At 70.1% G+C, this 26,899-nt stretch carries 29 protein-coding genes and 1 pseudogene; 11 read left to right on the forward strand and 19 right to left on the reverse strand.

What is annotated here, in order from left to right; genetic code table 11:
- On the reverse strand, window positions 1–298 hold a 298-nt coding region (locus AQJ46_RS10035), incomplete at its 3' end, for a hypothetical protein (protein WP_159064010.1).
- A 288-nt stretch (window positions 299–586) separates the two neighbouring features.
- On the opposite strand from AQJ46_RS10035, the gene AQJ46_RS55400 reads away from it, so the two are divergent.
- From AQJ46_RS55400 to AQJ46_RS57150, 3 genes and pseudogenes are all read left to right on the forward strand, one after another.
- On the forward strand, window positions 587–1,186 hold the full coding sequence (locus tag AQJ46_RS55400) for a DUF5819 family protein (protein ID WP_079072209.1): 600 nt from the start codon (window positions 587–589) through the stop codon (window positions 1,184–1,186).
- A gap of 103 nt (window positions 1,187–1,289) precedes the next feature.
- The gene (locus tag AQJ46_RS10045; protein ID WP_404828429.1) at window positions 1,290–2,264 is read left to right on the forward strand and encodes an HTTM domain-containing protein; all 975 of its coding nucleotides are present in this window, start codon (window positions 1,290–1,292) and stop codon (window positions 2,262–2,264) included.
- 558 nt (window positions 2,265–2,822) lie between these two features.
- Window positions 2,823–3,246, forward strand: a pseudogene (locus AQJ46_RS57150) (cytidine deaminase family protein).
- A 688-nt stretch (window positions 3,247–3,934) separates the two neighbouring features.
- Here the strand turns inward: AQJ46_RS57150 and AQJ46_RS10050 are convergent.
- The gene (locus AQJ46_RS10050; protein WP_059205236.1) at window positions 3,935–4,210 is read right to left on the reverse strand and encodes a hypothetical protein; all 276 of its coding nucleotides are present in this window, start codon (window positions 4,208–4,210) and stop codon (window positions 3,935–3,937) included.
- Between the two features lie 68 nt (window positions 4,211–4,278).
- Window positions 4,279–5,013, reverse strand: a complete 735-nt coding sequence (locus AQJ46_RS10055; protein WP_059205237.1) for a hypothetical protein — start codon at window positions 5,011–5,013, stop codon at window positions 4,279–4,281.
- Window positions 5,014–5,478: 465 nt separating this feature from the next.
- Between AQJ46_RS10055 and AQJ46_RS10060 the strand changes: the two genes are divergently transcribed.
- The 4 genes from AQJ46_RS10060 (at window position 5,479) to AQJ46_RS10075 (ending at window position 7,415) form a co-directional block, all read left to right on the forward strand.
- Window positions 5,479–5,982, forward strand: a complete 504-nt coding sequence (locus tag AQJ46_RS10060) for a hypothetical protein (RefSeq protein ID WP_059205238.1) — start codon at window positions 5,479–5,481, stop codon at window positions 5,980–5,982.
- A 213-nt stretch (window positions 5,983–6,195) separates the two neighbouring features.
- Window positions 6,196–6,474: a hypothetical protein gene (locus AQJ46_RS10065; protein WP_059205239.1), complete on the forward strand. Its 279-nt coding sequence runs from the start codon at window positions 6,196–6,198 to the stop codon at window positions 6,472–6,474.
- A 196-nt stretch (window positions 6,475–6,670) separates the two neighbouring features.
- Window positions 6,671–6,943: a hypothetical protein gene (locus AQJ46_RS10070; protein ID WP_059205240.1), complete on the forward strand. Its 273-nt coding sequence runs from the start codon at window positions 6,671–6,673 to the stop codon at window positions 6,941–6,943.
- Window positions 6,944–7,139: 196 nt separating this feature from the next.
- A complete protein-coding gene (locus AQJ46_RS10075) occupies window positions 7,140–7,415 on the forward strand; it encodes a hypothetical protein (protein WP_059205241.1) in 276 nt (91 codons plus the stop codon).
- 131 nt (window positions 7,416–7,546) lie between these two features.
- On the opposite strand, the gene AQJ46_RS10080 is transcribed toward AQJ46_RS10075, so the two are convergent.
- The 6 genes from AQJ46_RS10080 to AQJ46_RS10105 all read right to left on the reverse strand — a co-directional run bounded on the left by AQJ46_RS10080 (window position 7,547) and on the right by AQJ46_RS10105 (window position 11,630).
- Complete coding sequence (locus tag AQJ46_RS10080; RefSeq protein ID WP_059205242.1) at window positions 7,547–7,897, reverse strand: hypothetical protein; 351 nt, start codon at window positions 7,895–7,897, stop codon at window positions 7,547–7,549.
- Between the two features lie 321 nt (window positions 7,898–8,218).
- On the reverse strand, window positions 8,219–8,599 hold the full coding sequence (locus tag AQJ46_RS10085; RefSeq protein ID WP_059205243.1) for a hypothetical protein: 381 nt from the start codon (window positions 8,597–8,599) through the stop codon (window positions 8,219–8,221).
- Between the two features lie 121 nt (window positions 8,600–8,720).
- Entirely contained in the window at window positions 8,721–9,059 is a 339-nt protein-coding gene (locus AQJ46_RS10090; RefSeq protein ID WP_059205244.1) for a hypothetical protein, read from the reverse strand.
- A 37-nt stretch (window positions 9,060–9,096) separates the two neighbouring features.
- Complete coding sequence (locus tag AQJ46_RS10095; RefSeq protein WP_059205245.1) at window positions 9,097–9,342, reverse strand: hypothetical protein; 246 nt, start codon at window positions 9,340–9,342, stop codon at window positions 9,097–9,099.
- A 213-nt stretch (window positions 9,343–9,555) separates the two neighbouring features.
- Window positions 9,556–10,968 (reverse strand): condensation domain-containing protein, encoded by a 1,413-nt coding sequence (locus tag AQJ46_RS10100; RefSeq protein ID WP_059205815.1) that lies wholly within the window; start codon window positions 10,966–10,968, stop codon window positions 9,556–9,558.
- Window positions 10,969–11,237: 269 nt separating this feature from the next.
- Complete coding sequence (locus AQJ46_RS10105; RefSeq protein WP_059205246.1) at window positions 11,238–11,630, reverse strand: rodlin; 393 nt, start codon at window positions 11,628–11,630, stop codon at window positions 11,238–11,240.
- Window positions 11,631–11,876: 246 nt separating this feature from the next.
- Here AQJ46_RS10105 and AQJ46_RS10110 point away from each other — a divergent pair, with 246 nt between their 5' ends.
- From AQJ46_RS10110 to AQJ46_RS10120, 3 genes are all read left to right on the forward strand, one after another.
- Window positions 11,877–12,269 carry a rodlin gene (locus AQJ46_RS10110; RefSeq protein WP_059205247.1) on the forward strand — a complete coding sequence of 131 codons (393 nt, stop codon included), beginning with the start codon at window positions 11,877–11,879 and terminating at the stop codon, window positions 12,267–12,269.
- Window positions 12,270–12,468: 199 nt separating this feature from the next.
- Window positions 12,469–12,720 carry a chaplin gene (locus AQJ46_RS10115; RefSeq protein WP_208616908.1) on the forward strand — a complete coding sequence of 84 codons (252 nt, stop codon included), beginning with the start codon at window positions 12,469–12,471 and terminating at the stop codon, window positions 12,718–12,720.
- A gap of 105 nt (window positions 12,721–12,825) precedes the next feature.
- Entirely contained in the window at window positions 12,826–13,509 is a 684-nt protein-coding gene (locus AQJ46_RS10120) for a chaplin (RefSeq protein ID WP_225887289.1), read from the forward strand.
- A gap of 73 nt (window positions 13,510–13,582) precedes the next feature.
- Here the strand turns inward: AQJ46_RS10120 and AQJ46_RS10125 are convergent, their stop codons facing one another.
- The gene (locus AQJ46_RS10125) at window positions 13,583–14,875 is read right to left on the reverse strand and encodes an FAD-dependent oxidoreductase (protein ID WP_059205249.1); all 1,293 of its coding nucleotides are present in this window, start codon (window positions 14,873–14,875) and stop codon (window positions 13,583–13,585) included.
- On the reverse strand, window positions 14,875–16,191 hold the full coding sequence (locus AQJ46_RS10130) for a carboxylate--amine ligase (protein ID WP_059205250.1): 1,317 nt from the start codon (window positions 16,189–16,191) through the stop codon (window positions 14,875–14,877). Before AQJ46_RS10130 ends, AQJ46_RS10125 begins: the two co-directional genes overlap by 1 nt.
- Window positions 16,192–16,360: 169 nt before the next feature.
- On the opposite strand from AQJ46_RS10130, the gene AQJ46_RS10135 reads away from it, so the two are divergent.
- On the forward strand, window positions 16,361–17,647 hold the full coding sequence (locus tag AQJ46_RS10135; RefSeq protein ID WP_059205251.1) for a glycoside hydrolase family 26 protein: 1,287 nt from the start codon (window positions 16,361–16,363) through the stop codon (window positions 17,645–17,647).
- A 28-nt stretch (window positions 17,648–17,675) separates the two neighbouring features.
- Here the strand turns inward: AQJ46_RS10135 and AQJ46_RS10140 are convergent, their stop codons facing one another.
- From AQJ46_RS10140 to AQJ46_RS10175, 8 genes are read right to left on the reverse strand one after another with little or no spacing between them, the layout of a single operon-like run.
- On the reverse strand, window positions 17,676–18,797 hold the full coding sequence (locus AQJ46_RS10140; protein WP_059205252.1) for a GNAT family N-acetyltransferase: 1,122 nt from the start codon (window positions 18,795–18,797) through the stop codon (window positions 17,676–17,678).
- A complete protein-coding gene (locus AQJ46_RS10145) occupies window positions 18,794–19,450 on the reverse strand; it encodes a YveK family protein (protein WP_059205253.1) in 657 nt (218 codons plus the stop codon). The genes AQJ46_RS10140 and AQJ46_RS10145 overlap by 4 nt, the downstream gene beginning before the upstream one ends.
- Complete coding sequence (locus tag AQJ46_RS10150; protein WP_059205254.1) at window positions 19,447–20,601, reverse strand: glycosyltransferase; 1,155 nt, start codon at window positions 20,599–20,601, stop codon at window positions 19,447–19,449. The genes AQJ46_RS10145 and AQJ46_RS10150 overlap by 4 nt, the downstream gene beginning before the upstream one ends.
- Before the next feature lies 1 nt (window position 20,602).
- A complete protein-coding gene (locus AQJ46_RS10155; RefSeq protein WP_059205255.1) occupies window positions 20,603–21,346 on the reverse strand; it encodes a polysaccharide deacetylase family protein in 744 nt (247 codons plus the stop codon).
- Window positions 21,330–22,988 carry a murein biosynthesis integral membrane protein MurJ gene (murJ, locus tag AQJ46_RS10160; RefSeq protein WP_059205817.1) on the reverse strand — a complete coding sequence of 553 codons (1,659 nt, stop codon included), beginning with the start codon at window positions 22,986–22,988 and terminating at the stop codon, window positions 21,330–21,332. Before murJ ends, AQJ46_RS10155 begins: the two co-directional genes overlap by 17 nt.
- Window positions 22,985–24,298, reverse strand: coding sequence for an O-antigen ligase family protein (locus AQJ46_RS10165; RefSeq protein ID WP_059205256.1), 1,314 nt, complete (start codon window positions 24,296–24,298; stop codon window positions 22,985–22,987). Before AQJ46_RS10165 ends, murJ begins: the two co-directional genes overlap by 4 nt.
- A gap of 4 nt (window positions 24,299–24,302) precedes the next feature.
- Window positions 24,303–25,727, reverse strand: coding sequence for a sugar transferase (locus AQJ46_RS10170; RefSeq protein ID WP_059205257.1), 1,425 nt, complete (start codon window positions 25,725–25,727; stop codon window positions 24,303–24,305).
- Window positions 25,724–26,899, reverse strand: coding sequence for a glycosyltransferase (locus AQJ46_RS10175; protein ID WP_059205258.1), 1,176 nt, complete (start codon window positions 26,897–26,899; stop codon window positions 25,724–25,726). Before AQJ46_RS10175 ends, AQJ46_RS10170 begins: the two co-directional genes overlap by 4 nt.

Genomic DNA, 26,899 nt, shown 5'->3' on the forward strand with positions numbered 1-26,899 from the left:
TACCACGACCGCGGGGACGACCGGCGCAACCACCAGCGGAACGACCGGTGGTGGGCACGGTGACAAGCCCTGTCCTTGCGACCATGACCATGGCCATGGCCAGGACCAGGACCAGGACGAGGAACACGGTCACGGTCACGGTAAATACAGCGGAATCATCGGCGAGAAGATCGGCGAAAAGATCGGCGAAAGTCGCGGTCACGAGGAAAAGGTCGGCGAAAAGTCCGGAGACCAGTTCGGCGGCAAGTTCGGCGGCAAGTTCGGAGGTATGGGAGACAAGCTCGGTCACGGCGGTCACGAGTAGCAGACGACACGCTTGGTCTTCACGCCGGACGACCGGAGCCGGATGAGACCGTCGTGGAGTAGGCGGCGCGCGGCAGAACCGTCAACGGTTCTGCCGCGCGCCGCAGTGGGGATACAGGAGGACAGATGAGGAAAACCGGGGCGGACAAGGCCGGGTGCGACTGTGTCAGTTAGAAGCGATGCGGCATACGTGAAGGAGCACGCACCGATCGTCCCTGAGCAGCCGGTATGGGATGGGCGTCAAGAGCCTCAAGTACCAGGCAGGCCATCCAGGCCCCACGGCTTGCTGAGGGCAGGACTGGCGGCGGCAATCTGCCTGTCTCTCACCACAGCTTTGATCCATTTGCTTCTGGTGTTTTTGCATGTGGCCCCCACAAACCCTGTATCGCAGCGTTACAGCCAACAGGTCAATGCATGGGTCTATCCGCTGTTCGAACAGGATTGGCGACTCTTCGCCCCGAATCCGGAGTCGGTCAACCGGCAGATTTCTGTGAGGACCATGCACATCGGTCCTGACGGCACTTCTCATGTGAGTTCCTGGTTTGATCTCACCGCGGCGGACTACTCCGCGGTCGAGCACAACCCGTTTCCTAGCCATACCAGCCAGAACATGCTTCGCCGTGCCTGTAATTCCTACCTCGAGTTGCATGGCGGGGGTGATCAGTCGCGCTCCGAGCGTGCGTTGATGATTCAGAAGTACCTGCGCAATATCGCAGCCCACCGAATTGCCCAACATCGCCACGGCGACTTCGAATCGCTCCAACTCCGGGTGATCACCATGCCTATCACCGCTTATAGCGGCCAAGGCGACACGCGCGCCGCGCCGGCATCCGTCAGCACCCGCTATCTGCCCTGGTGGAAGGTGACCCCCCATCGCTACTGAACTGGCGTCATCCGCCGCACACGCTCCTGAACGAACTGCCTGCCAGACGAACGCAGGCCCTCTAGGGTACGTATCTGACCGGCTCGGCGGGCTTTTCGCCCTCCTGACAGAACGGCCCGTATCCCTGTATGCCGCCGCAGTGCTGCGGATTGGCTACGGACTGCTTTACCTCCTCTTCCTGCTACGTGAGTTCCCCCACCGCGAGGAGATCTGGGGCCCCAGTTCGCCATGGACCCCCGCACTGGCCAGGCAGCTCTTCGACCAAACCGGCTGGGCCAGTATCCTCACGCTGTCCGACAGCAGGGCCTACTTCGAGTTCTGTTACGTAACTGCTCTCGCCACATCCGCACTGTTCATGCTGGGTTGGCGCACCAGAGCCGTGTCCGTTCTCTTCGCTGTCGTGGTCGCCTCATTCCACGCCAGGGCGATCCTCATGACGGACGGCGGTGACAACCTCATCCTCCTGATGGCCATCTACCTCATGTTCACGGCTTGCGGCACGTGCTGGTCACTGGACGCGCGTCGGTGTGGCAAGCGATCGAGATCTGCGGGCTGGTGCCGACGGCGGCTGGGCGCCGTGGGAACCAGTGCCATCTGGGGTGATCTCGGCGGCGTCCGAAAGACGCTGATCACGGTGCTGCACAACTGTGCCATGTGCGTCATCGCAGTCCAGGTCTGCTTCCTTTATGGTGCTGCGGGCCTCTACAAGGTTCAGGGCGGCCTCTGGGGCAATGGCACCGCTCTCCATTACGTCTTGAACCTTCGGTTCTTCCATCCCTGGCCGATGTTGTCCCAGATGGCTGACGCTCACCCGCTATTGCTCAGCATCACTGGCTACCTGGCCGTGCTCTTGCAGGTTGCCTTCCCGTTTGTCCTGTTCGGCAGGCTCAAGTATCCAGTCCTGACGATGTTGCTGAGCATGCATATCGGCATCGCCTTGCTTTTGGGGCTGCCACTCTTCTCCGGAGCCATGATCATCGCGGACGCCGTGTTCCTGCCGGATCGCTTCTTTCGCTCGCTGGCGCGTCTGGGGCCGAGCGTCGTCAAGAAGCCATCTCATGTGGCGAGTCCGCGGTAGCGGATGAGGGCGCCGGCGATGCTGGTGAAGACGAGGAAGTGCTCCGCCTGGCGCTCGTGGCGTCGGAGGAGGCGGCGGCAGTCGGCGAACCGGGCCATGGTGTGTTCGATGTTCCAGCGGTGGCGGCCCCGGTCGCTGCGAAGTCTCGATGCCTTGTCCGGCCCTGCGGCGGGTGATGCCGCGCTGGAGTGGCCATTGCCGCAGGTGGGAGTAGTCGTATCCCCTGGGTCCAGTCCAACTCGCCGCGGGCGCCGGGCCAGTGCCACATCAGAGAACCTCTAGAACCTCTGCCCCCTAGTGATGTGACGCGCCGTTCGGATCCTGGTCCGGGCGGCGCGGTGTCGCCAGGTACCCGAAGCACAAAGACGGTCGGCCGAAGGCATTCAGCCTGTCCGAGCGGCGCGAGATCAAGGAGATCGCCAAGTCCCGCCCGTCACAAGGAACAGGGCAGCATGGTCCGCTGCTGCATCATCTGGCGGAACAAGCACACCGCCGATATCCGCTTGCACGCCATCGTCACTCGGGTCAACGTCGCCTGACACCTGACGAAGGCAGAAGATGACCATGCAGACCCACCCCGTCGATCACGAACTCATCCAAGCTGCTGCCCGCATGGCTCGCACTCGTTGCCGGGGCGACAACCACACCATGGCGGCCGTGGCCGTGGCCGCGGCCCGTGCCCGCGACGGCCGGATCGTCACGGCGGTGAACGCTTACCACTTCACCGGAGGTCCCTGCGCCGAGCCGGTCCTCATCGGCGCGGCAGCCGCTCAGGGCACCTACGACCTGGACACGATCATCGCCGTGGGCGACCGCGACCGGGGTTGTCCACACGTGCGGCCGGTGCCGCCAAGTCCTTCCCGACTACTTCCCCGCCCTCAAGGTCATCGTCGGCGAAGACGACCGTCTCCGAACCCTCCTTGTCACCGACCTGCTGCCCGAAAGCTACGTGTGGGCCGACCATCAGCTCGACGCCGAGTAAACCACCACTCAGCACGAGCTGACACCGCCGGCCGGCAACAGGGTGAAAGCCCGCTGATGCGGCCCCGGTCGAGGACCAGGCGGTGGAGTTCGTCCCACATCCTGGCCCTTGTCCACGCGGAGAAGCGCCGGTGGGCCGTCGCCTCCGACGGCCCACCGGCGCTGACGGCAACTGCTGCCATGCGCAGTCCGATGTGGCGCCGCTGACGCGCTGCGGCCAGCACTCCCCGACGCGGTCGACGCTGCGCTCGACCGTGTCCCCGGTCTCGTGGTCCTCCCGGCCGAAGGCCGCTCATCCGACGAGCCACGATTGCCGGCTTGGTCGGCCGGCTCCTGATCCTGCGCCCCATCCCCCACCTGTTGAGGGCCTGGTGAGGTATGACCCGTTGGCGCGGGGCGCGTAGGCCATCCAACACAGAAAACTCCCTCGCCCCACACCGAGATTGTCTCGGCGCGGGTAGGGAGTGAGATGGGAGACCACACGGCGGGTTGCGGGATGTGGTAGGTGGCTGCGTATCTCCCTTGTCTGCACCCCCGAGCCGACCAGGGCCAAAAAGAGGACGGACGGGGGTGCATCCCGGGGATCGAGGTGGCTTGGCGGCTGTTGGACGTCGGCGGTCGCCTGCACGCAGTCCGCTGCACCGTCGGCTTGTGCCGGAACGAGCCGGACAAGAGGTGGTGAAGGTCAGTCAGAACGCCCGGTTGTCGCAGCCCATGTCTGAACCGAGGTGGTTCTGCTGCGCACCGGGGTTGCCTTCACCGTTCAGCAGGTTGCCTGCCAGGCCGGTGAGGGCCCCGATGCTGCCGATTACCTCGATGTTCATGTCGTGCGAGCGGCATTCGATGCCCTGCGTGATGTCGAAGTCGTTGCCCGGCTCACCGTGTGCCAAGGCGGCGCCGGCGCCGAGGGAGCCGACACTGCCGAGGATGGCGCCCACGAGGACTGCCTTGTGGAACGTGCGCATGGGGTACTCCATTTCGAGCGGATGGGGTCTGCAAGAGGGGGATGTGGTGGACGCGGCTCTGGCGGCCGTCAGCCGAGTCGGGGAAGCCCCAGTTGGCCGACGGGAGGCGCCGCGAGCTGTCCGAGGCCGACCGGAGCCAGCTGCGGCGCGCCCGCCGACGCGAGCTGCGGGTTGATGAGCGGGTTGACCTGCGGGTTGACCTGCGGGTTCACCTGAGGGGTGACAGTCGTCGGCGGCTCTGGCGCGAAGGTCTGGGGGACGGCCAACTGGGGGGCGACCTGCGGCATGACCTGCGGCATGACCTGGGGCTGTGCGGGTGCGGGTGCGGGTGCGGGAGCCGGTGCGGCCGGTGCCGGCTGCGCGGGTACCGCCTGCTGCGCGTACGGCGAGGCGGAGGCCTGTGCCGACCCCTGCGCCGAGGCGGCGGCGTAGCTGGCGTGCTGAGGTGCCTGCTGGTAGGCGGGTGCGGGTGCGGCCTGGGGTGCCTGCTGGTAGGCGGGTGCGGGTGCGGCCTGGGGTGCCTGCTGGTAGGCGGGTGCGGGTGCGGGTGCGGGTGCGGCCTGCGGTGCCGACGGGTACGCCGGCGCCGGGGCGGCCTGCGGTGCCTGCTGGTAGGCGGGTGCGGGCGCGGCCTGAGGTGCCGACTGGTAGGCGGGCGCCGGGGCGGCCTGCGGAGCCGGGTTGTCGGGAGCCGGCGCCGGCGGGGGAGCGATGGGAGAGTCGGCATGGCTGATGCCGGTGCCCATGGCGGACAGACCGCTGGCCGCTGCTACTAGGAGCACGGCCTTGTGAAGCTTGCGCATGAAACTCTCGGCCCTTCATACCTGAATTGGGAAGTTCATTGCATTCAGTGCGGTCACGCGTGCAGCCGGTGCGCTGCTCCCAACTGCACGGTCAGCAACGGTGATCCCGAGTGGCACGCGGACTTCGCATCAAAGCCGACAGCGACTCGACTCACCCTCTTCAGGTCTACGGTCGCTGCCCTCTCCCGGTTGGAACGAGGACGCCTGGCCGTGGTCACGGAATCCCACGGCCCGTCACCCGTTTGCCGCGTGCCGCAGCGGGCGTTGTGGCCCGTACGCCGTATGCGGCAAACGAGTGACACGGCCCGGCGCCCGTATCTGCGTCTGTTCTTGTCTCGTTCCCCACGGGGCAAGGACGTTGGTCCATCGCAGCCACTCAGGGCAGTGCGAACAGCTGCAACTGCGCTGCCGTATCAGCGTTTCCCCAGAATTTCGTGCACAGGTCAATGAAGGGCCGAGAATTCAATGCGCAAGCTCCAGCAAATCGCGCTCGTCGTCGCAGCGGCCGGCGGACTGACCGCCGTCGGGGCAGGATCGAGCTCTGCCGTCACCCCCGCCGCCTTCAACGGGGCTGTGCCGCCTCCCGTTTCGCAGCCGGACGCCCAGGCCACCACAGCCACGTCCGCTCAGGCGACCACGCAGAGCTACGGCTCGCCGACCGTTCAGCAGCCGGCCCCGGCCCCGGCCGCGCAGCGCGGCACCCAGGTTGCACCGCAGCTCAACCCTCAGCTCAACCCGCAGATCAACCCTCAATTCTCCTCCCCGGCCCCGCAGACGGCGCAGACGGCGCGGACGGCGCAGGGTGTCGCGCCGGCCCAGAACAACCTGTTCCGACCGGCCCAGGAGTGCAGCCCGCAGACCCTGCTCGACGCGAATGTCCCGGTCGCGCTGCTCGGCGCCTCCCAGACCCGGGGCGTCGAATGCACCCAGGCCAACAGCCAGTCGAACGCCCTCGCCAGCGCTCGCTAGCTCTGCAGGGCGGCCGGACGTCGACGCCCGGGACGGGCTCAGGGATCGTTGCCCAGGACCTATTCGCATGCGATACGGCTTTTGGGTGTTTTCGCTCCGCGATCACGAATTCGGCGCGCCTTCGACCAGTTTGTGACGTTTCGCACTAATCTTCCGTAGCTGTAGGGAGTCGATCTGTTACAGATCGCATCCATCCACTTCACCGGAGATGACATGCGCAAGCTTCGCAACGTTGCTGTCCTGGTAGCTGCACTCGGCAGCATCGGGCTCGCCGGCGGCACTGCCAACGCCGGCGGTCAGGACGAGCACGGCGAGAAGTTCAACATCACGCAGAGCTCCAACTGCCGGTCTCACGACCTGAACCTCGACATCCTCGGCGAGGTCGGCATCCTCAACGGCCTGCTGGGCAACGGGCTGAACGGCGAGGGCAACCCGGGCGCCCAGGCCACCGACATCGGCTCCACCATGGGCTGCAACAACAGCGCCTTCTAAGGCTCTGCCCGGCGCCACGGCGCCGAACACCAAATGGTCCCGGCATCGGGCCGGGACCATTTGTGTGTCACCCGGCCTGCTCGACAGCGAAGGTCCGGCGCGTCGCTGGATTCTGTCGGCTGTTCGTTCGGCCTTCATGACTGCACGGACGTTGATCAATCGGGGATCGCGTCCACCTCACTTCACCGGAGATGACATGCGTAAGCTCCGCACTGCTGCCGTCCTCGTCGTCGCCTTCGGGAGCCTCGGCCTCCTGGGTGCAGGCACCGCCAACGCGGGCCAGGGTGACGGCGGATTCAACGTCACGCAAAGCAGCACCTGCACGTCGCACGACCTGAACCTCGACCTCCTCGGCGAGGTCGGCATCGCCAACGGCCTGCTGGGCAACGGGCTGAACGGCGAGGGCAGCCCGGGCGCCCAGGCCACCGACATCGGCTCCACCATGGGCTGCGACAACAGCGCCTTCTAAGGCTCTGCCCGGCGCCACGGCGCCGAACACCAAATGGTCCCGGCATCGGGCCGGGACCATTTGTGTGTCACCCGGCCTGCTCGACAGCGAAGGTCCGGCGCGTCGCTGGATTCTGTCGGCTGTTCGTTCGGCCTTCATGACTGCACGGACGTTGATCAATCGGGGATCGCGTCCACCTCACTTCACCGGAGATGACATGCGTAAGCTCCGCACTGCTGCCGTCCTCGTCGTCGCCTTCGGGAGCCTCGGCCTCCTGGGTGCAGGCACCGCCAACGCGGGCCAGGGTGACGGCGGATTCAACGTCACGCAGAGCTCCAACTGCCGGTCGCACGACCTGAACCTCGACCTCCTCGGCGAGGTTGGCATCCTCAACGGCCTGCTGGGCAACGGGCTGAACGGCGAGGGCAACCCGGGCGCCCAGGCCACCGACATCGGCTCCACCATGGGCTGCGACAACTCGGTCGCCAAGTAAGGCGTGACCCTTCCCCGGTGCCCCGATCGCTGACGGGGCGCCGGGGATTTTCCGTTTCACGGGCAGACCTGCCGCACAAAAGCGAAATGCCGGGCCGGGGACGATCCCGGCCCGGCATTCGACGCTGGCGATCAGAACCCGATGTGCGGCTTCCTGAAGTCCTTGTTGAAGTCCTTGGGCAGGGTGGCCGTGTTGGAGCACTCCACAACCGGCCCGACGCTTGCGGAACCACCGTCCAACAGCTCGTCCTGCGGATCCACCACCTGGGGTCGGTCTGTCGTCGAGCAGTCCTGCGTCTGCTGGATGACATTCGTGCCGTCCTTCTCGACGTGCGTCTCGCTCTTGCGAATGCAGACGGTGTCACCCTGCGCGGTGGTCGTGCAGTCGGCGCCGGCCGCATATGCGTGTGAGGCACCGAGGCAGATCGCGGCGAGACTTGTGACGAGGCCCGAGACGGCGGCGATCTTCTGCGGAGTAAACATGTACTGGATTCCTTTACGACGGAGGCCCGAGCGCTGGTGCCGATGACCAGCGTGCGCCCGGGCCTAGAAGGTCGAAACAGAGCGTTCTGTGCCTGGACGCGCTGGCAGCTGCGCTCGGCGGCAACATGGCCGCAGCCCGGACGCGTGCCCTGATCGAGCGGCGCGTCCGGGCTGCATGCGCCACGGGGTATCACTCAGCACTCCGTTGAACCCGCTGTATCGACGCGGGACCGAACGTAGCGTTCGTGCCATGTGCATCAAGCTTCCGAAGGGGGTTGTGGTGCCCATGTGGCGCTGTGTGGAGGAGCTTTAGGGGCGTCTTTACTCTTCGCCGCCGTCCTGGTGATGTTCGAAACCCGTCTCGGGCTCGGCGTGCTCCTGGGCCTCGGGCTGGGCCTCCGGCTGGACCTCGGGCTGGACCTCGGGCTGGACCTCCGGCTGGACCTCCGGCTGGACCTCCGGCTGGACCTCGGGCTGGACCTCGGGCTGGGCCTCCGGCTGGACCTCGGGCTGGGCCTCCGGCTGGACCTCCGGCAGGTTGTAGTAGCTGCCCCCAGTGGCGACGGCGTTGGCCGTCGAGGAGGCCACGGCGGCGATCGGCGGAGGCGCGTCGTCGTTACCGGCGAAACTGACGCCGGCACCGAGGGTGGACAGCCCCGCAATCGCCGCCGCTACGACTGCAGCGCGCTGATACATACGCATGGTTGACCCTTTCTCACCCGGGCAGGACCGCCCGGCTTGACTACTCAATGTGAGCATATACACACACTGTGTAGCTATCGAGGATCTACGTTCCCCATGTCGCGTCATCGGTTTGTGGGGCTCAGCCCAACAGGCCGGTCCCCTCCGGTGCGGTGCCGGTCGCATCGGGTGCTGTCAATGCCGGGGAGGCGCAGGTTACCTCGGGGCCCAGCCGCGCCCTGCCGTTGCCCAGGGCGGCGGGCAGTGTCACGGGCTCAACGGGCTTGCAGGTCTCCTGGTGGGGGATGACGCCATCTTCGGGAATCACTCCCGTGATCTGCTGGGTGCAGGTGAAACCGAACAGGTCGCGAGTGCAGGTTCCCGGGCCCGCCGCGGCCTGCGCCTGGGTGATGCCGACGCAGGTCATGAGGATGCCCCCGGTCAGCACCGAAAGGGCCGCGATCTTCCTTCTGTTGAACATCTGATGCGTTGTCCTTTGTGGGGGGTGCCTGCCGACTTCAGCCCTGGAAGGCGGTGTTGAACTGGCCGCAGGTGGTGTCCGTGGTGGTCGCGAGGCCGAGCACGCCGATCGGGACGTTGTTCTCGGCCACCGTCTGCGGACTGCACTCCTGGTAGGGGCGGTAGAGGTTGTTCACCTGCAGCCCCCCGTCGGAGGTGTCGGCGGCGGCGGTGCCGGCGCCGACGGCGGACAGGCCGCCGGCCGCCACTGCTGCTGCGATCACGACCTGCTGAATCTTGCGCATGGAACACCTCGTTCGTCGCTCGTACGCCACAGCTGATTGCCTAGCGTGACTGACCGAATACTAGCAGTAATCATGGTGGGTACCTGCACGCAACAGGCGTGTTCCTGAGGGGGATACACCCCGCACCATCACCGAGTTGACGCCAACTGCCCGCCCGAGGAAACGGTTTTGATGGGGGACGGGTCAACGCGGTTGAAGCAAAAGCAAGTCGCGTCAGGTGAACACCGGCTCCGCGACCCGCAGGCAACCATGCGCGGGTACGGAGACGATCACGTCCCGCAGTCCTTCGGCGTACCGCCGCACGTTCTTGTGGGCGACCTCGGTGTCCGGGTAGCGACAGGCGAACCACAGGCCCTCGTGCAGCCGGTTGACCCAGGCGCACACCTGGTCGCCGTACGACACCCGGATCAGCCCGTACGCCCTCTGCTCCGCCCAGCGGGCCGAGCCGGGAATGAGGCGGGCATCGACGTACGAGACCATCGAGTACATGTCGGGTGACGTCGGACGGAAGTCCGTGCCGAGCAGGCGCAGCACGCGGGCCAGCGGAATGCGCGCCAGCGACCGGTTGGCCCGCAACTCGGCGCGGACCGAGACGAGCGCTTCCTCGAAGTCCCGGGCCGCGGGCACCTCGATCGGGGCGCCGCCGACATACCAGCCCACGGAATCCGACCACGCCGACTTCAGCCGGGTGTGGAACGGCACGACCGTGCGGTAGACCGGCTGTCCGCCGAGTTGGTGGACGATGAGACTGGTCGCCGCCAGGATGCCCACCAGGCTCCCGCCGTAGGGACGGCAGTACTCCTCGAACGCGGCGGCGGCGCTCGCGTCGACGAGTGGTTCACACAGCAGCTTCTGTGCGGGCAGAACCCCGCCGGGCTGCACACCGAGGTCGACGGGGAACTCCGGGAGCCTTCCGTCGCACCGGCTCACGAACTCCCGCCAGCGCGCGACGATCGCGTGGGTGTCGTCGATCCCGTCGGCGTTCGCCCGCTCCTGCTCGCAGAAGTCGACGTAACTTCCCACAGGCGTACCGACGACGGGCTCTCCCGTGACGCCGGCCATGTACAGCTCGCTGATCTCCTCCGGGATGCGCTGCAGGGAGTAGGCGTCGACATTGGTGTGGTCGAAGGCCATGTAGACACTGACGGAGTCCTCGCGAACGACCGCCGCATACATGAGGTTCGGCCAACCCAGTGCGTCCGCCGCGATGTCGAACCGGCCCTGGAGGTAACTGACCAGCGCCTCCGGCTCGGTGAAGTCACCGACCACCTCCCGTTGCAGCGACACGTCCCTCGCATCGAGAGTGAAGCGCTGCATGTCGTCCCCGGCCCACCTGAATCCGCTGCGCAGCGTCTCGTGCCGCAACGTCCAGTCCCGCAGGGCCCCTTCCAGCGCACCGAGGTCCACACGGCCCGGCAGGTCGAAGGCCGCCCCGAGCCACGTGGGCACGAACAGACCGTCCTCGCGCACCGACCGTGCCGTCCTGACGTGCGACTCCTGGATGTACGCCGGCGGCCGCGGATCCGGTGGCAGCACCGCCGCAGCCGCGACGGTCGCCGCACTGACCGTCCACTCGACGAGTTGTCCCGGCCGGACCTCGCAGCGCTGCATGTCAGAAATTCGCACGGTGGTCTCCTTCGCAGAAGACACCAGCTTGATCAAGAGGTCGCCGTGTGACAGCAGTGGCCGCCGTGTCGCCGTCATTTCAGCAACACGTGTGACACCTCGAACGACGAAGCGACCCCTGGCAGACGCCAGGACGAGACGGGCCAGTTGAGCACGAGTGTTGCACAACCGGCGTGGGTGGCAAGCGGGTTGGCGACCTTGCATCCGGTCGAGGGCGCACGAAGGGCGGGGCCACCGATCAGTTCGGTGGCCCCGCCCTCCCGTCGATGTCAGCCCTCGCCGTTCTGGGACAGGACCGACACGTCCTCCAGCAGGTGCGCCAGCGCGCCGTCACGCTTGGTCTGCGTGGAGTTCTCGGCACACTGCTGGGTCATGTCGTCCGAGAGGATCGGCACGTCGTGGACGGGGATGAGGTTGACGACAGGGACGCTGACGTCGTCCAGAGCGAGGCACGGCTTGTTGAAGGAGCCCTGGATCAGAGCCATCTGGGGGCTCATGTTGCCGTACGTGCTCGAGTTGCCGAAGCTCTGCATCGCGCCGTTACCGTTCGAGGAGACCGGCCCCGCGTCGTCGCCGAGCGCCATCGCCTGCGGAGCCGCGGCAGCGGCGGCGCCCATGACGGAAGCGGCAATCGCGGCGGTGGCAAAGACCTTCTTGATCACTGGCCAGTCCTTTCGGAGGAAACGTCTGCGTGGGAGCGATCTGGTTCAACTGCATTGGCGCAGCATGGTTTCTCCCGTTCACTCCGTCGGCCCATACCGAAACCGCCTGGCGAGCCTCGTCGGCCCTGGTGATCAGGTGCACCGGCATTTCATGCGGGCCAACCGGGTGAATCCCCGCAACCAATTCACGAGGGCCCGGTTGATGAGGCCGTAGGACATGCGTCGCTACGACGAAAGGAAAGCGAAGTGCTCAAGAAGGCAATGGTCGCCGCGGCGGCTGCCGCTTCTGTCATTGGCATGTCGGTGGCGGCCGCGCCCCAGGCGCTTGCCATCGGTGACGACAAGGGGCCGACCGTGGCGAACGGCAACGGCGCCTCGTCGAAATTCGGCAACTCGGCGACCAAGGGCGACATGAGCCCGCAGCTCTCCCTGGTCAACGGCACGCTGAACAAGCCGTGCGCCGCCCTGGAGGACATCAACGTCGCCGTCATCAACCTCATCCCGGTCCAGGATGTGCCGATCCTCTCGGACGACATGACCCAGCAGTGTGCCGACAACTCCACGCAGGCCAAGCGTGACGGCGCGCTCTCGCACGTCCTGGAGGACGTGTCGGTCCTGTCGGCGAACAGCGAGAAGTAAGCCGTCCCGCAGGGTGAGGGTGTCGGCGGCTGTGTAGCTCTTTCGGCGGTACGGCGGCGGTATTATGCGGCCCATCCGAGTGAATTTCGGTGTGTCGCCAGTTGATTTTCCCTTCTTCGGTCAATTTCTCGTGTGCAGGCTGCTGGTCATGGTGCGAGCCGTACGGCTGTGCTCGCGCGGTTTCGGCCGTCAATGAGGCATGACCGCAGAGAAGGGAAAGTTCATGAAGAAGACCGCTGCTGTCGTTGCGGGCGTGATCATGGCTCTGGGTGCGGCCACTCCGGCTTTCGCTGACGCGGAGGCCCAGGGTGTCGCCGTCGGTTCCGGAGGGTTCCTGTCCGGCAACGTGGTCCAGATTCCCATTCACGCGGCCATCAATGTGTGTGGCAACTCCGTGAACGTAGGCGGGATCTTGAACCCGGCGTTCGGCAACGTGTGTGTGAACGGCTGACGTCGTTCCCCACCAGCCGTACGGCTGCGTCATGGCCGGCCTTGGACATCCTTGTCCGTTCCAAGGCCGGCTTTTCCATTTCTTCAAGCAGGAAGACGATCAAGAGTGCGACAGACCCTGAGCAGGGGAATGTTCGCGGCCGCCGCCGCGACGAGTGTTCTGTCCCTGTGTGGTAGTCCCGCCCTGGCCGATTCGCAGGCGAACGGGTCCGCCGTGGACTCGCCGGGTGTGGTGAGCGGCAACGACGTGCAGGTCCCGGTCGAGGTGCCGTTGAACCTGTGCGGCAACACGATCGACGTGGCCGCCGCACTCGACCCCGCTTTCGGCAATGACTGCGCTGCGCGGGACGAGGGAGTTGAGGACGACTCCTCATACGGCTCGGGTCATGACCAAGATGAGGACGCGGATGGCGGGACCGAGGGTTCGCCCGGCGTCGGCTCCGGCAACGACGTGCGGGTTCCGGTCGAGGTGCCGTTGAACGTGTGCGGCGACAGCGTCGGTCTGGCCACCGTACTCAACCCCGCCTTCGGCAACTCCTGCGCCGAGGACACCTCGGACGGATACGGCGACACCCCTGCGACGACTCCTCCGTCCACCCCACCCCCCGGGGGGAAGAGCACGCCTCCCCCCGCCGACGGCGGCCACGTGACTCCGCACACCGGAGACGACCGGCCCGCTCTGGCGGAGACCGGCAGCGAGGCCCTGCTCGGCACATCGGCCGCGAGCGCCGCACTGGTCGCGGCCGGAGCCGTCCTGTACCGGCGAAGCCGAGCAGTGTCCCGTCGATGACCCGTGGAGGGTGCCGGCCGCGCACGCCCGGCATCCTCCCCGTGGTGGCCGAGTCACCCGGCCAGAAGCTGCGTCAGGGCCGCACGGCGGGCGCCGCCCCGCGCTGTCCCCGGCCGCTGGGCGCCGGGATCGTTCCGCCGGGTGAGCCCGTGGACAGGTGCCTCCGCACTCCGCCCACGAGCGTGCTCGCCGTGAAGGTCGCCCCGTGCACGAAGCGCATGGCCGGGCCGAAGCCGGACGCCGTCACCAGACCCGCGAGGAACAGCCCTGGACAAGAGGACTCGAAGTCCCGCCCGACCTGCGGCGCGCCGTCGGCCACCGTCGCCAGGGAGCCACGCAGTTCGTCGGAGAGCAGCCGCAGACGCTCTCCCGTCGCCCTGAAGCCCGTGGCGGCGATGACATGCTCGGTCTCCAGGGAACGCAGGGCCCGCCCCGACCCCGACGGTTCCGACCCGCCCCCGCCGCTCACCACATCGAGCCGCACCCCGCCGCGCACCGGACGGGCCGCCGCCACCTCGTGGCCGAGGTGCACCTCGACGGCCGGCTCGATCCGGTCCCGCAGCCACCAGGCTCCGGCCGGCCCCAGCGCCGAGGCGCAGATCCGTGTCCGCCTCGCCTCGGGAAGCCGGTGGAAGAGGCCGGGGCGTTCGGAGTAGAACCAGTTGCGCCAGCCGGGGCCGAGGCCGCTGTGAGGGGCGCGCGCCCTCTGCCACCAGGGGCGTTGCCAGGGCGGTGGCACGTCGTTCCACTCCAGTTGGTCGGCGCGCGCCAGGACGCGTACGCGCGTGCCCTGCTCGGCGAGGAGGGCCGCCGTCTCCAGGGCCGCCTGGCCACCGCCGATCACGGTGACGTCCCGGTCGCGGAAGCGGTTGAGGTCGTCGTGATGGCTGCTGTGCGACACCAGGGAGGCGGGGAGCCCGCGCAGGGCGGCCGGCAGCTCCACGAAGGGCATCACACCGACCGCCAGCGCGACCGCGCGGGCGTGCAGGGTCTCGCCGTCCTCGGTGACCGCCTCGAAGCCGCCCGGGCAGGGGGCGATCCGCGTGACCGTCCGCTCGTCCACCTCCGGTACCGCGTTACGGGCGAACCACTGGCCGTACGCGGCGAACATCTCCACCGGGATCGGCTCCCCGTGCTCGGCTGCCACGCCCTGGCCAGCGCAGTACGCGTCCAGCCGCAGCCGGCCCGCCGGGTCCGACAGGTTGGACGCCCAGGGTTCCGACTTGAGGAACATCCCGCGCGGCATGTGGTCACGCCACGAGGCCATGGGGCGGCCGAACACCCGCAGCCGCAGTCCGGCGGCCGCCGCATGGGACGCGATGGACAGACCGTACGGGCCCGCGCCCACCACCAGGAGGTCGTACATCAGCAGCTGCTCACTTTCTTTTCGTCGGACAGCTCGTCGGGGAGGCCGTTCGCAAGTGCGGGGGACCGGTAGGGCGTGGCGGGGGAGGGCGGTGGCACGGACACGGTGGCCTCGGCCAGGCGTCCGGTTCCGTCTGCGCCCGGCCGTAGCAGTCGTTCCCGCACGCGGCGGGACACATGGCGTGCCCACAGCCCCCGCATCGCCCGGCCCGGCTCCGGGTCGTCCTCCGCGTGCCAGGCCAGTTCACGTCCGTCGGGAGCGGGACGCAGCAGGGTGAGCGGGGAGTAGTTCTCCACCACGAAGGCGCGCCCCGGCAGGGGAGAACCCTCCGGCAGCGGACGGTGGGTCAGGTCCAGGTGCAGGGCCCGTACGACGTCCAGGTCCGCGCTGTCCGCGAAGAGCCGGAACTGGGCACCGGGGCGCGGGTTGAAGTCGAGAAGGTGGTAGGCGCCGGTCGTGCCGCAGCGGCGGAAGTCGAGATCGAGGATTCCGCGGTAGCCCAGTGCGCCGGTGAGCCGCTCGGCGAGCGCCTGCACGTCCGGGTTCGGCCGCCAGCGCCCCACCGCGGTCAGGCCCGCCGCGCGCGGCCAGGACCGTTCCTTCACGCCGGGGCCGCCGCCGATCACCGCGCCCGTGCGGTCGGCGTAACCGTGGAAGAACCAGTCGCGGTCCGGGCCCGGCGGCAGGAACGCCTGCAGCAGCAGCCGGCTGCCCGCCTCCTCGGTGCGCAGATACAGCTCGTGCGCCTCCTGCGGGCTGCGCACCACGACCGTGCTGCGCAGCCCGCCCGCCGTCGGCAGCAGCCAGGGGCGGCTCCACTTCGCCACCACCGGAAGGCCCAGCCGCCAGGCCGCGGCGGCGGCCTCGCCGGCGCTCGCCGGGACGACCGTCTCCGGATGCGGGATGTCCGCGGCCGCGCACACCGCCGCCAACTCGGCCTTGTCGGCCACCCGCTCGGGCAGCGCCGGGGGTTGCTGCGGCAGGAGGTAGGAGGGGGCCAGCTCCTCGCGCAGCCGGCCGACCGCGACCGCGCTCGCGTCGTCCATCGGGATCAGGACGGCGTGACCGGCGATCCGGGCGGCCACCTGACGCAGCACGACAGCGATGTCGGACTGGGACGCGCCGGGCGGCGGCGGGGGGTGCAACTGCCGTACGAAACGGGACGCACGGACCGGACTTCCCGCGCAGTCGGCGACCAGGTGCACCTCCAGACCCGCCCGGCCGAGTGAGCGCACGGCACCCAGCGTTCCGTGGTGAAAGGGATTGGGGTCGATCCGCAGCAGTACTGCGGGGACCCGGCTGTCGAACGGCGACACGGCATCGTCCTTCGGTTGTGTCACTCGTGCGGGCGATCGGAGCACACGAAAGCCGTAAGCACGGTGGCGGAATTCATATTGATATGACTGAGTGTCAGGTAAGGGAAAAGCCTGAGGGCGCGACAGAGAGAGCGAAAGCGAAAGTCCGAGCGTGGAGAGAGGAGCAGGCATGGCCCCACAGCATCGACGGACCCGGCCCGGGCGGTTGGCCGTCGTCGCGGCGTCGGTCGTCGCCACGACGGCACTGGCGTCCGGTCCAGGATTCGCCGCGGGTGCGGGGGTGGCACGGGTCGCCGGTCCTCCCGCTCCGGCACCCGCTGTCACACCGGTTCCCGTGGCCCCGGCCCTGCCCGAGCAGCCGAGGGTGACACCGCCACCCCTCCCGGCCCCGGCGTGGCCCGGAAGGCATGCCCCCGCGTTCGGCGCCTACCTCGACTACGGCCCCAGTGGTGTGGCCCGCATGCTCGACCTCAGCCGCTGGCTGGGCGGTGCCGAACTGCGCGTCGGACACACCTATCTGCCCGGTGACCGCTGGAGCAACATCGAGGGCGCCCCCGGGTTCCTCGACGCGTGGGCGCGCTGGCGCACCGGGCGGGACGACCGGATGTTCGTCCTCAACGTCCCCATGCTGGAGCGCAACGAGGAGCAGGTCTCCGACGCCGAGGTGCGGCTGCTGTTGCGCCAGGGCGCCGCCGGCCGGTTCGACCGTCACTTCCGCGCCCTGGCCGAACGGCTGGTGCGGCTGAAGGTGCCGGACACGGTGATCGTGCTCGGCTGGGAGATGAACGGCAGCACATACACCCATCGCTGCGGGCCCGACCCGGAGGCCTGGAAGACGTACTGGAACAGGATCGTCACGACCATGCGTGCGGTGCCGGGGCAGAAGTTCCGGTTCGACTTCGCGCCGTCCCGAGGACGGGACGCCGTGCCCTGGACGCAGTGTTATCCGGGGGACGACTCGGTCGACATCGTTGGCATGGATTCCTACGACCAGCCGTCCGGGGTGACATTCGACGAACAGGTGAATGAGCCCTACGGCCTTCAGGCGCAGGTGGATTTCGCCAAGGCTCACGGAAAGCCCGTCTCTTATCCGGAATGGGGACTGTTCCGCAACGGGGACAACGCCGAATACATGCGGCGCATGCTCGCCTGGATGAACGAGCACAAGCCGCTCTACAACACGCTGACCGACTACTGCCCGCACGGTGTGTGGCAGTGCCCGGACAACCCGAGGGCGGCAGAGATCTACCGGGCCCTCCTCTCCGGCACCATCACCGACCCCCTCACGGAGCCGGCCGAGCCCACCGACCCCGTCACGGAGCCGGAAGAGCCCACCGCCCCCGCCAGCCCGACGAGCCCGCCCAAGTGCGCGCCGTTGGATCTGGGCGACTGGGTCGAGTACTGGCTCGGCGGGAAGCTGTGCCTGCGCTTCGACTGGTGGGCGCGCAACCCGTAGCGCGGCCGGCCGGTGGCGGCGGACTCCCTCACGATCCGCCGTCACCGTGGCGCTCCTTCCGCTCCGTCCGGCCCTGCCAGTGGAGCAGCAGTTCCTTGCCCCGCCGCCGCGCGGCCACGTCGCACTCGACCGCCGCCAGCAGCGGGGCCGTGCGCCGCCGGGCCAGCAGCAGCCGCTGGTTGACGACCTCCTCGGGCCGCCAGTGGTGCTTGTACGGCTCGTTGCCGCGCAGCAGGCTCAGCGTGCCGTGCCCGCCGTCCTGGGTGTGCCGGCTGCATGCGTCGAGCAGCATCACCGCCACGTCCGCCCTGCGTTCCCGCAGGCATGGGTGGGCGCCGTACAGGTAGCCGCCCGCGAGCCGCCGCGACAGCAGGGTCAGGTCCACGGCCACCACGTCGTCGTCGAGGCGGAACTCGGTGACCACCGCGTCCCCGGAGCGCACCATCGGCGCGACCGAGCGCACCAGGTGTTCGCGGAACCGCGGTCGCAGATGCTCGGGTGTCACCCCTCGGCCCTCCCACTGGAGTGCGTGCAGCTCGATGAGCCGCCGCAGCGCCTTGTCCACCTCGTCCGGTGTCACGGTGTGCCGCTGGATCCCGAGGGCGGTCAGCTTGCGCAGCTTGGCGCGGACCCGCTGCTGGGCCTTGGCCGTGGGCAGGCGCGTGATCAGTTCGTCCATGGAAGCGGCGGGCAGTTCCAGGCACACCGAGTCGTCCACCCGGCGCCGGGGCCCGCTCCAGTGGCCGTAGATCCGCTCGGCGGCCCCGCCCGGGCGTACCTCGCGGAGGTCGATCAGGGCGGTGCGAGCGGCAGCTGACAGGCCATCGGCGAGTGCGGCGACCGCCTCCGGGCCGCGCTCGTCGTCCAGCAGGACGTCCCCGTAGTCGGAGATGGACCCGCCGAGCGGCACGAGCGAGGGCACCGGGCGGTCCACGCGCATCAGCGGCGCGGCGGCGGCCAGGTCGGCCCCGTCGCGCACCAGCACCAGCCGCAGCCGGCCGCGTCTGCCGTACGACAGCCACCAGGAGTGCAGCCAGGCGTGACTCTGGAACGGGGTGGCGGACCCGCACCGGCGGTACAAGTCGCCCCACTCCGCCGCCAGTTCGGCGAAGTCCTGTTCTGTGGTGACGAGTTCCGCCCGGTACCTCACAGCTGCCCGTGGGCGTCGGCGGCCAGGGCCGGGCCCGGTACGGAGGCGGGGCGTCCGGACGTGTCCCCGGGTCGCCTGGGCCGGGCCAGCAGCGCCAGCCCGCCGAGCAGGCCACCCGCGCTCGCGCCCACCAGGCCGATCAGGACCGGGGAGGCCGAGGACGGCTCGCTGGGCTTGGTGGCCCGGGCGAACTGCTGGAGCTCGACGCGGGTGGCGTCCTTGGTGTCGTTCGCGTGCCGGGTCAGCGCGCGGGAGACGGCGTTGGCCATGTCGGCGGCGAGGTCGGGGCGGGTGGAGGTGGCCGTGATGGAGACCATCGGGGCGTCCGGCGAGGTCTGAGTCCGCACGCTCGACTTCAGCGTCGTCACCGGCACTCCGGCCCACACCTGCGCGTCCCCGAGCACCGCGAGCTGCGTGGCGACCCGGCCGTAGGCCTGCGCGAAGCCGGTCGCGGTCGCCGGGTCGGACTTCGCGGTCGGGACGGCGACGACGTAGGACGTGGCGGAGTACTCGGGCGGCTCGACGACCCCGTACACCCCGCCGAGCAGACCGCCGACGAGGGTTCCGGCCGCGAGCAGGGACCAGGGCGGCAGGGTCCTGACGCGGGCCAGGCCGGTGGCCGAGTGGCTTGGTCCAGTGGGGTTCTCGGTCATGAGGAAGGGACTCCCTGGGGTGATTCAGACATGGAAGGTGTGGCCACCGCGGCCGCGTAGACGTTCATCAGGCGATCGGCGCTGCGGGTGATGCTGTAGCGGTCGGCAGCCTCGGGCGCGGTGCGCGGGCCAGGGCCCATGGCCCGGGTCGCGGTGACGGCCCGCGCGAAGGTGTCGGGGCCGCCCCGGACGAGGCGCGCGGCCCCCGCGGTGTGCGCGGGCAGGTCCTCGAGCGCCGGGCAGGAGGAGTAGAGAACGGGCAGCCCGGACGCCAGCGCCTCCACCATCGCCAGACCGAAGGTCTCCTCCGGGCAGGGGGAGGCGAGCAGGTCCATCGCCGAGGTGAGGGAGGGCAGGTCGGGGCCGGGGGTGCCGTCGGGGACGCAGGGGCGTTCGCCGGTGAACAGCACGCGGTCCGTGACCCCGGCGTCCTGAGCGGTCCGCCGCAGGGCGTGCTCCTCCGGTCCGCCGCCGGCCAGCAACAGCCAGTGGTCGGCGGGGAGTCGGGCAAGAGCCCGGATCAGGACGTCGAAGCGTTTGGCGGCCGTGAGCCGGCCGATGCCGCCGATGAGATACGCCGTCTCGGGCAGGCCCAGCCGCTGTCGGGTGCGCAGGCGCCGGTCCGGGTCGAAGCGGAAACGGTCCAGGTCGACGCCGTTGGGGACGACCTCGATCCGGGGGGCCGGTACTCCCCAGCGCCTCAGCCGTTCGGCCACGGTGGGGGAGACGGCGACCGTGGTCCGGCCCAGGCGCTCGCTGGCCAGGTAGAGCCCACGCACCCCCGCCGTCAGCGGGCGGCCCTCCATCTGCGAGTCACCCAGGGAGTGTTCGGTGGCGACGACCGCCCGGACTCCCGCGAGCCGCGCGGCGATCCGGCCGTAGACGCAGGCACGGTAGAGGTGGGTGTGCACGAGGTCGTAGCCGCCCGCGCGGATCAGCCGGACCAGGCGGGGCAGCGCCCCCAGGTCCCGGTTGCCGGCCATCCCCAGGTGGGTCACCCGCACCCCGTCGGCGGCCAGCCCGTCGGCGACCGCGCCGGGGTTGGTGAGCGTGACGACCTCGCAGTCGACCGGCAGATGCCGCAGCAGCAGCCTCAGTTGCTGCTCGGCACCGCCGACGCCCAGGCCGGTGATGACATGCAGGGCCCGCACGTCAGACCCCCTCGACAGGACGTCGGCGCAGACGGTGCAGCCGGTACTTCAGAAACAGGCGTACGGCGTTGTCGTCCTGCCCGACGTACAGACGGGGCAGTGCGTACGGGCCGTTCAGCGGACCGGGGTCGATCGCGCAGGCGTACGTGTATCCGGCGTCGCGGACGGCGTCCACGGCACGCTGGTCGATCGTGCCGTAGGGGTAGCAGAAGCCGTTGACGGGAGAGCCCGTCAACCGCTCCAGCGTGGCCCGGCTCTCGACGACCTCGGCCTTCACCAGGGCGTCGTCGGCCTTGGTCAGGTCGACGTGGGTCAGCCCGTGCGAGCCGATCTCCACCCCCTCCGCCGCCGCCTGCCGGATGCCCTCCGCGGTGAGCAGCGGCTTGCGCGGGCCCAGCCGGTCCCAGGCGTTGTCCCCGCCGAGCCGGCCCGGCAGCGCGAAGAGAGTGGCGCCGAAGCCGTACCGGCGCAGTACCGGCAGGGCGTGGTCGACGAAGTCGGCGTAACCGTCGTCGAAGGTGAGTCCGACCAGCTTGCGGCCCTCGCCGCGGGCGCGGGCGGCCAGCAGGTCGGCCACGGAGACACCGGTGAGGCCGCGTCCGCGCAGCCAGCGCAGCTGCCGGTCCAGCCGCTCGGGCGTCACGGTGACGCGGTAGGGGTCGTCCGGGTAGTTGCCCACGGAGTGGTACATCGCCACCCAGGGCACCGAGCCTCGGAGAGGGGCGCGGTCAGCGGAAACGGGCATACGAGAGCCTTCGGGTGACGGTGCGTACGGAACGCAGTGCGGAAGCGACGCCCTGGACGTCCAGGGCCCTGGCGAACAGGACGAAGACGGCGATCACGGTCAGGGAACCCGCGGCCAGACCCGGTACCGCCGAGTCGAATCGGCTCGCCGTGTACGCGCCGGCGACGGTTGCGGCGACCGCCGCGCACAGGGTCCTGCCGAGCCCGGCGAGAACCCGCCGGGTGCGGATCGGGACGTTGCGCGGGCCCATGCCGGCGAGCAGCACCATGGCCGTGACGGTGATGCCGACGGCGTTCGCGGCGGCGATCCCGGCCACTCCCCACGGGCCCACCGTCCAGGTGCCGACGGCGGCGGTGGTGACGATGCCGACGGCCATCGCGCCGAGCGGATACCAGGTGGAGCGGCCCGCCGAGAAGTGGGACCGGACCAGGCAGCCGACCAGGGTCTGACTGAGCAGCCCGAGTGCGTACACGCGCATGACCTCCGCGGTCGCCGCCGTGTCCGCCGCGGTGAACTCGCCTCGCTGGAAGAGGAGTCCGACCATCTGGGGGGCGCAGGCGATCACCGTGGCCGCGCCGAGCAGCACCAGACACGCGGCCAGCGCCAGGTCCCGCTCCACGCGGTCCCGGGCCCGCTCCGTGTCGCCGTCGGCCAGCGCCCGCGCCACCACCGGGAAGGTGACCGTGCACAGCATCAGCGACAGCGTCATCGGGATCTGTGCCACCTTCTGCGCGTAGTTGAGGTGCGAGATGGCGCCGGCCGGGAGGGTGGAGGCGAGGAAGCGCTCGATGAGGACCTGGGACTGCCGGCACAGGGCGAAGAGGAGGACGGTGGCGACCATCGCCAGCGTCATGCTCTGCCCGGACGCCTCGGCGGATGCGATGCGAGGCGTTGCCCGGCGTCGCGACTGCCGCCAGACTGAGGGCAGTTGGATCGCCACCATCAGCGCACCGCCCACCGCGACCCCGACGGCCGCCGAGCGCACGCCCCACTGGCCGCCGAGCACGAACATCGCGGTGATGATGCCGGCGTTGTAGGCCACGTAGATGGCGGCCGGCGCGAGGAAGGTCCGGTGCGCCCTGAGGGCCGCACTGCAGTACCCGGCGAGCCCGAAGCCCAGCACGCTCAGCGCGGTCAGCCGGGTGCAGTCGACGGCGAGGCCCGGGTCGGGCAACCCCGGTGCCAGGGCCTCGACCAGGTAGGGGGCGGCGCCGATGACCGTCGCGGACACACCGACGAAGGCCAGCGACAGCCAGGGGAGCGTGGCGGTCACCAGCGAGCGGACCGGGTCGCCGGGGGCGCCCTGCGCACGGCGGGCCAGCGCCAGGCTGAACGCCGGGATCAGCGCGAAGGACAGCCCGTCCTCGATGAACAGGGTGGAGGCGAACTCGGGCACGGTCCAGGCCACCAGGAAGGCGTCCGTCTCGCTCCCGGCACCGAACAGCCGGGCCAGCGCCTGGTCACGGACCAGCCCGAGCAGGGCTCCGACGATCGAGAGGGCGGCCGTGATCAGGGTGGCCTTGGCGACGAACCCCCGGGAGACGGGGGTGAGTTCGCTAGCGTCGGCGGTGCGGGCGGAGGGAACCACCATGGTGCCGTCGGTGTCGGCGTGCGCGCCGGGCCTGGAGGGCGTCACCTTCATCGCACCGTGTCCCGTGCCGTCGGTGCGCCGCTTCCGACCAGCGCCCACCACGCCACCAGCCCGAAGCACACCGCCGTGAGCACGGTCGAGGGGCCGCCGATGTCGGCGTACAGGAAGTCAATCAGCTGCCAGATCAGCAGGCCGCAGGCGACGAGAGCGCAGTCGAGCCCCGGGCCGTCACGCCGTACCCGGAACAGCCCGCGCAGCCCGCACACCAGCAGGGCCAGCCAGCAGCCCGCGAGCGCGAGCAGGCCGAGCAGGCCCTGTTCGGCGAGGACGAGGAGGTACATGTTGTGCGGGGACAGCAGCGGCTGCTTGCGGAAGTCCGCGCCAGCGCCCTCCGTGTCGCTGCCCGCGGACAGCGCGAGCGAGGCGTGCGCGTCCCGGTGCTCGGGGAAGCCCTTCAACCCGACGCCGGTGAGCGGATGTTCGCGCCACATGCCGGCCGCTGCCGCCCACAGCGTGTAGCGGTCGGTGACGGACTGGTCGGGAGCGTCGGTGACCCGTGTGACGCTGTCGATCCGCTCCTGGAGCTGCGCCGAACCCAGTCCGAACCCGCCCACCAGGATCACGCCCGTCGCGGCCACCGCGGCGGTCACCGTCAGCGCCCGCCGCAGCCCGGCCAGCACCAGCTGCGCCCCGCACGTCACGGCCGTGGCGATCCACGCACCGCGGCTGAAGGACAGCGCGAGCGGCAGCAGCAGCGCGACCGCGCAGCCGGCGGCAACCGCCCGCTGCCGTACGGAGGTCCGGCCCAGGGCCAGTCCCACCGAGCACACCAGCCCGAAGGAGACGACGGTCGCCATCCCCATCACGTCGCTCGCCCCGAAGGTACCGACGGCCCGGATGTCCTGGCCCTGGTACGAGGCGCCGGTCCCGGTCATGTACTGATGCGTGCCGATCGCGCCCTGCCACACGGCGAGCCCCACGAACGCCCAGGCCAGCAGCCGGAAGTCGCCCCGGTCACGGATCAGCAGCATGACGGCGGCCGGGACCAGCACGAACACCTGGAGATAACGTCCCATGCCGCTGATGCCCGCCCCCGGCGAGGCCGCCCCCGCCGCGGCGAGCGCGAGCCCGGCCACGGGCAGGCCCAGCAGCACGACCGCCGTTCGGGACAGGGGGCGGCGCCGGTCCCGTACGAGACGGATCGCGCAGTACACGACGACGAGCGCGGAGAGCGCGTCGGCCGGTCCCGCGCCGCCCTCGTCGCCCGGTGTGAGCGGCAGCGCGAGCAGGGCGACCACGGCGAGGACGGGCAGGACGGGGGGCCACTGCCGGACGCGGGGCAGGGTCAGGGCGTGGGTCATGCGCTCAGCTCCCCGTCGGGCGCACGAGCGCGGCCGCGGTGCGCAGCAGGATGCAGACGTCCTGCCACAGCGACCAGTTGTCGATGTAGGCGTTGTCGAAGCGGGCCCGGTCCTCGATGGAGGTGTCCCCGCGCAGACCGTGGATCTGGGAGAGGCCGGTGATGCCGGTCCGCATGCGGTGGCGGGCCGCGTAACCCGGGTGTGCCTGGCTGAACTTGGCGACGAAGTACGGGCGTTCGGGGCGCGGTCCGACCAGGCTCATGTCGCCCCACAGGACGTTCCACAGCTGGAGCAGCTCGTCCAGTGAGGTGCGGCGCAGGAAGCGGCAGAACCACGGCATGCGGTCTTCGTTCGCCACACTCCAGCGGGTCGCCGCCTCGTGCTCGTCGACCGGGCGGTGAGTGCGGAACTTCAGCAGGGTGAAGGGCCGGCCGTCCTGGCCGATGCGCTCCTGCCGGAACACCACACCCGGCCCGCCGGTCAGCCGCAGCGCCACCGCGCACACCAGCAGCAGCGGGCTGACCATCAGCAACAGCGTCCCGGAGACGGCCACGTCCAGCGCCCGCTTGCCGAGGCCGCCGCGCCGCCGCGAGCCCATGTCCAGCCGACGGCAGGAGAACCCGGCGAGCTGGTCCTTCGAGGCGTACGACGGGGAGTCGGGCTCCACCTCCCACACCGCGCAGCCCGACTCGGCGAGCGCCCGCAGCAGCGGCCCCTGGGCGGACCGTGCGGAGGGATGGACGACCAGGACGTCCCGCACACCGTTCTGGATGAGGGCCCGCTCGACCTCCTCGCCGGTCGTCAGTACCGGCAACTGACCTCCGCCGTCCGGCTGTTCGGTCACGATGCCCACCGGCCGCACCCCGCACCGCGGATGCCGCAGCACGGCGGCGGCCACCCGCTGCGCGGTCCCGGCCGGGCCGAAGACCAGCGCGGCCCGCGGCCGGGCGCGCCGCAGCACGCGCCGCCGCCAGTGCACGGTGCCCCGGGTCGCGCAGGCCGTCGCCGACTGGAGCACGAAGCCCGCGGCGAGGGTGCGGGCGGACAGGGCGTGGTGGGGTGCGTACGCGGCGACGAGCGCCCCGACCGACAACCAGGCGATCGCGATCCGGCCGCACACGGCGGGCAGTTCGTCGAGGATGCCCGGTACCGGCCGGGTCGGGTGCCGGCGCAGCAGCATCGACGCGGTCACCAGCAGTGCCACCAGCAGCAGTTGGTGCTCGGTGCCGGCGAGTGGCACGGCGCCCAGCAGGGCGGCGATGCTGTCCGCGGCGAGCAGCGGGGCCGGGGAGGCGGGCCTGGACGGGGGTCTGCGGGCCGGGAAGCGGAAACCGGATGCGCTGCCGCGCGACGGCTTGACGGACAGGGGGGCGAAACCGGGATCCCGTGGCTGGGCACCGGGCGAGGGGACGGTACTTTCCGCGGTCACGAGTGGATGAACTCCCTGTACTCGGTGGGCACGGCGCTTGCGGCGGCCGGGCCGCCGAGCACGTCGCGGTACACGGCCGCCACCGCCTCGGCGGTGAGCCGTACGTCGTGCGTGGACAGGACGTGGCGGCGCCCCTGGTGGCCGAGCGCCTCGCGCAGCAACGGATCGAGCAGCAGCGTGGTGACCGCCTCGGCGAGCGGTGTCGGATCACCCGGCGGTACCAGGCAGCGGGGGACGAGCGCGGGCGGCAGGCTCTCCCGGGCACCGTCCACGTCCGTCAGCACCACGGGCCGGCCGCAGGACATCGCCTCCAGCGGGGCGAGCGCCATGCCCTCCCAGAGCGAGGGCAGCACGACCAGGTCGGCGGCCTGGTACCAGGGCGCGGTGTCGGTGACGGCCCCGGCGAACAGCACGGACCGCGGTGCGCGGGAGCGCAGCCGTTCCTGGTCGGGCCCGTCACCGACGAGCACGAGCCGGGCGTCCGGAACACGCCGGGACACCCTGTCCCAGGCGTCCAGCAGGACGTCCTGCCCCTTCTGCCGGCACAGCCGCCCCACGCACACCACGAGGGGCGCCGCCGGATCGACACCGGGAAGGACACCGGACCGTACGGTGTCGACGGGGGCGGGGTGGAAGCGTTCGGGCCGGATGCCGTTGGGGACGACCGTCCACCGCCCGCCGATCCCGGCGCGCACGCCGGTCGCGCGCTCCGCCGCGCTCACACACACCACCTGGGACGCCCAACGCGCCCCCCACCGCTCCCACCGCAGCGCGAGCGCCGCCGTCATCCCGCCGACCGCCTCGAACGACCAGGCGTGCGGCTGGAACACGGTCGGGATCCGCCCGCGTACCGCGAGCCGGCCGACCAGGCCGGCCTTGGCGCTGTGCGCGTGCACCAGGTCGGGCCGCACGTCATCGAGCACCTGACCGAGCCGGCGTACCTCCCGTACGAGGCCCGGACCCGGCGAGCGGGTGGCGTGCCAGTGCCGTACGTCGGCGCCGAGCCCGCGCACGGCGGGGGCGAGGGGGCCGTCCGGGCAGGCGACCGTGACGTGCAGACCGGCCGCGAGCTGGGCTCGGGCCAGGTCCGTCACCACACGGGCGACCCCGCCGTCCACGGGCTGGGTCAGATGCAGGACTCGCGGCCGGGGATCGGGGACTGACTGGTACAT

This window comes from Streptomyces canus (assembly GCF_001514145.1).
Taxonomy (GTDB): Bacteria; Actinomycetota; Actinomycetes; order Streptomycetales; family Streptomycetaceae; genus Streptomyces; species Streptomyces canus.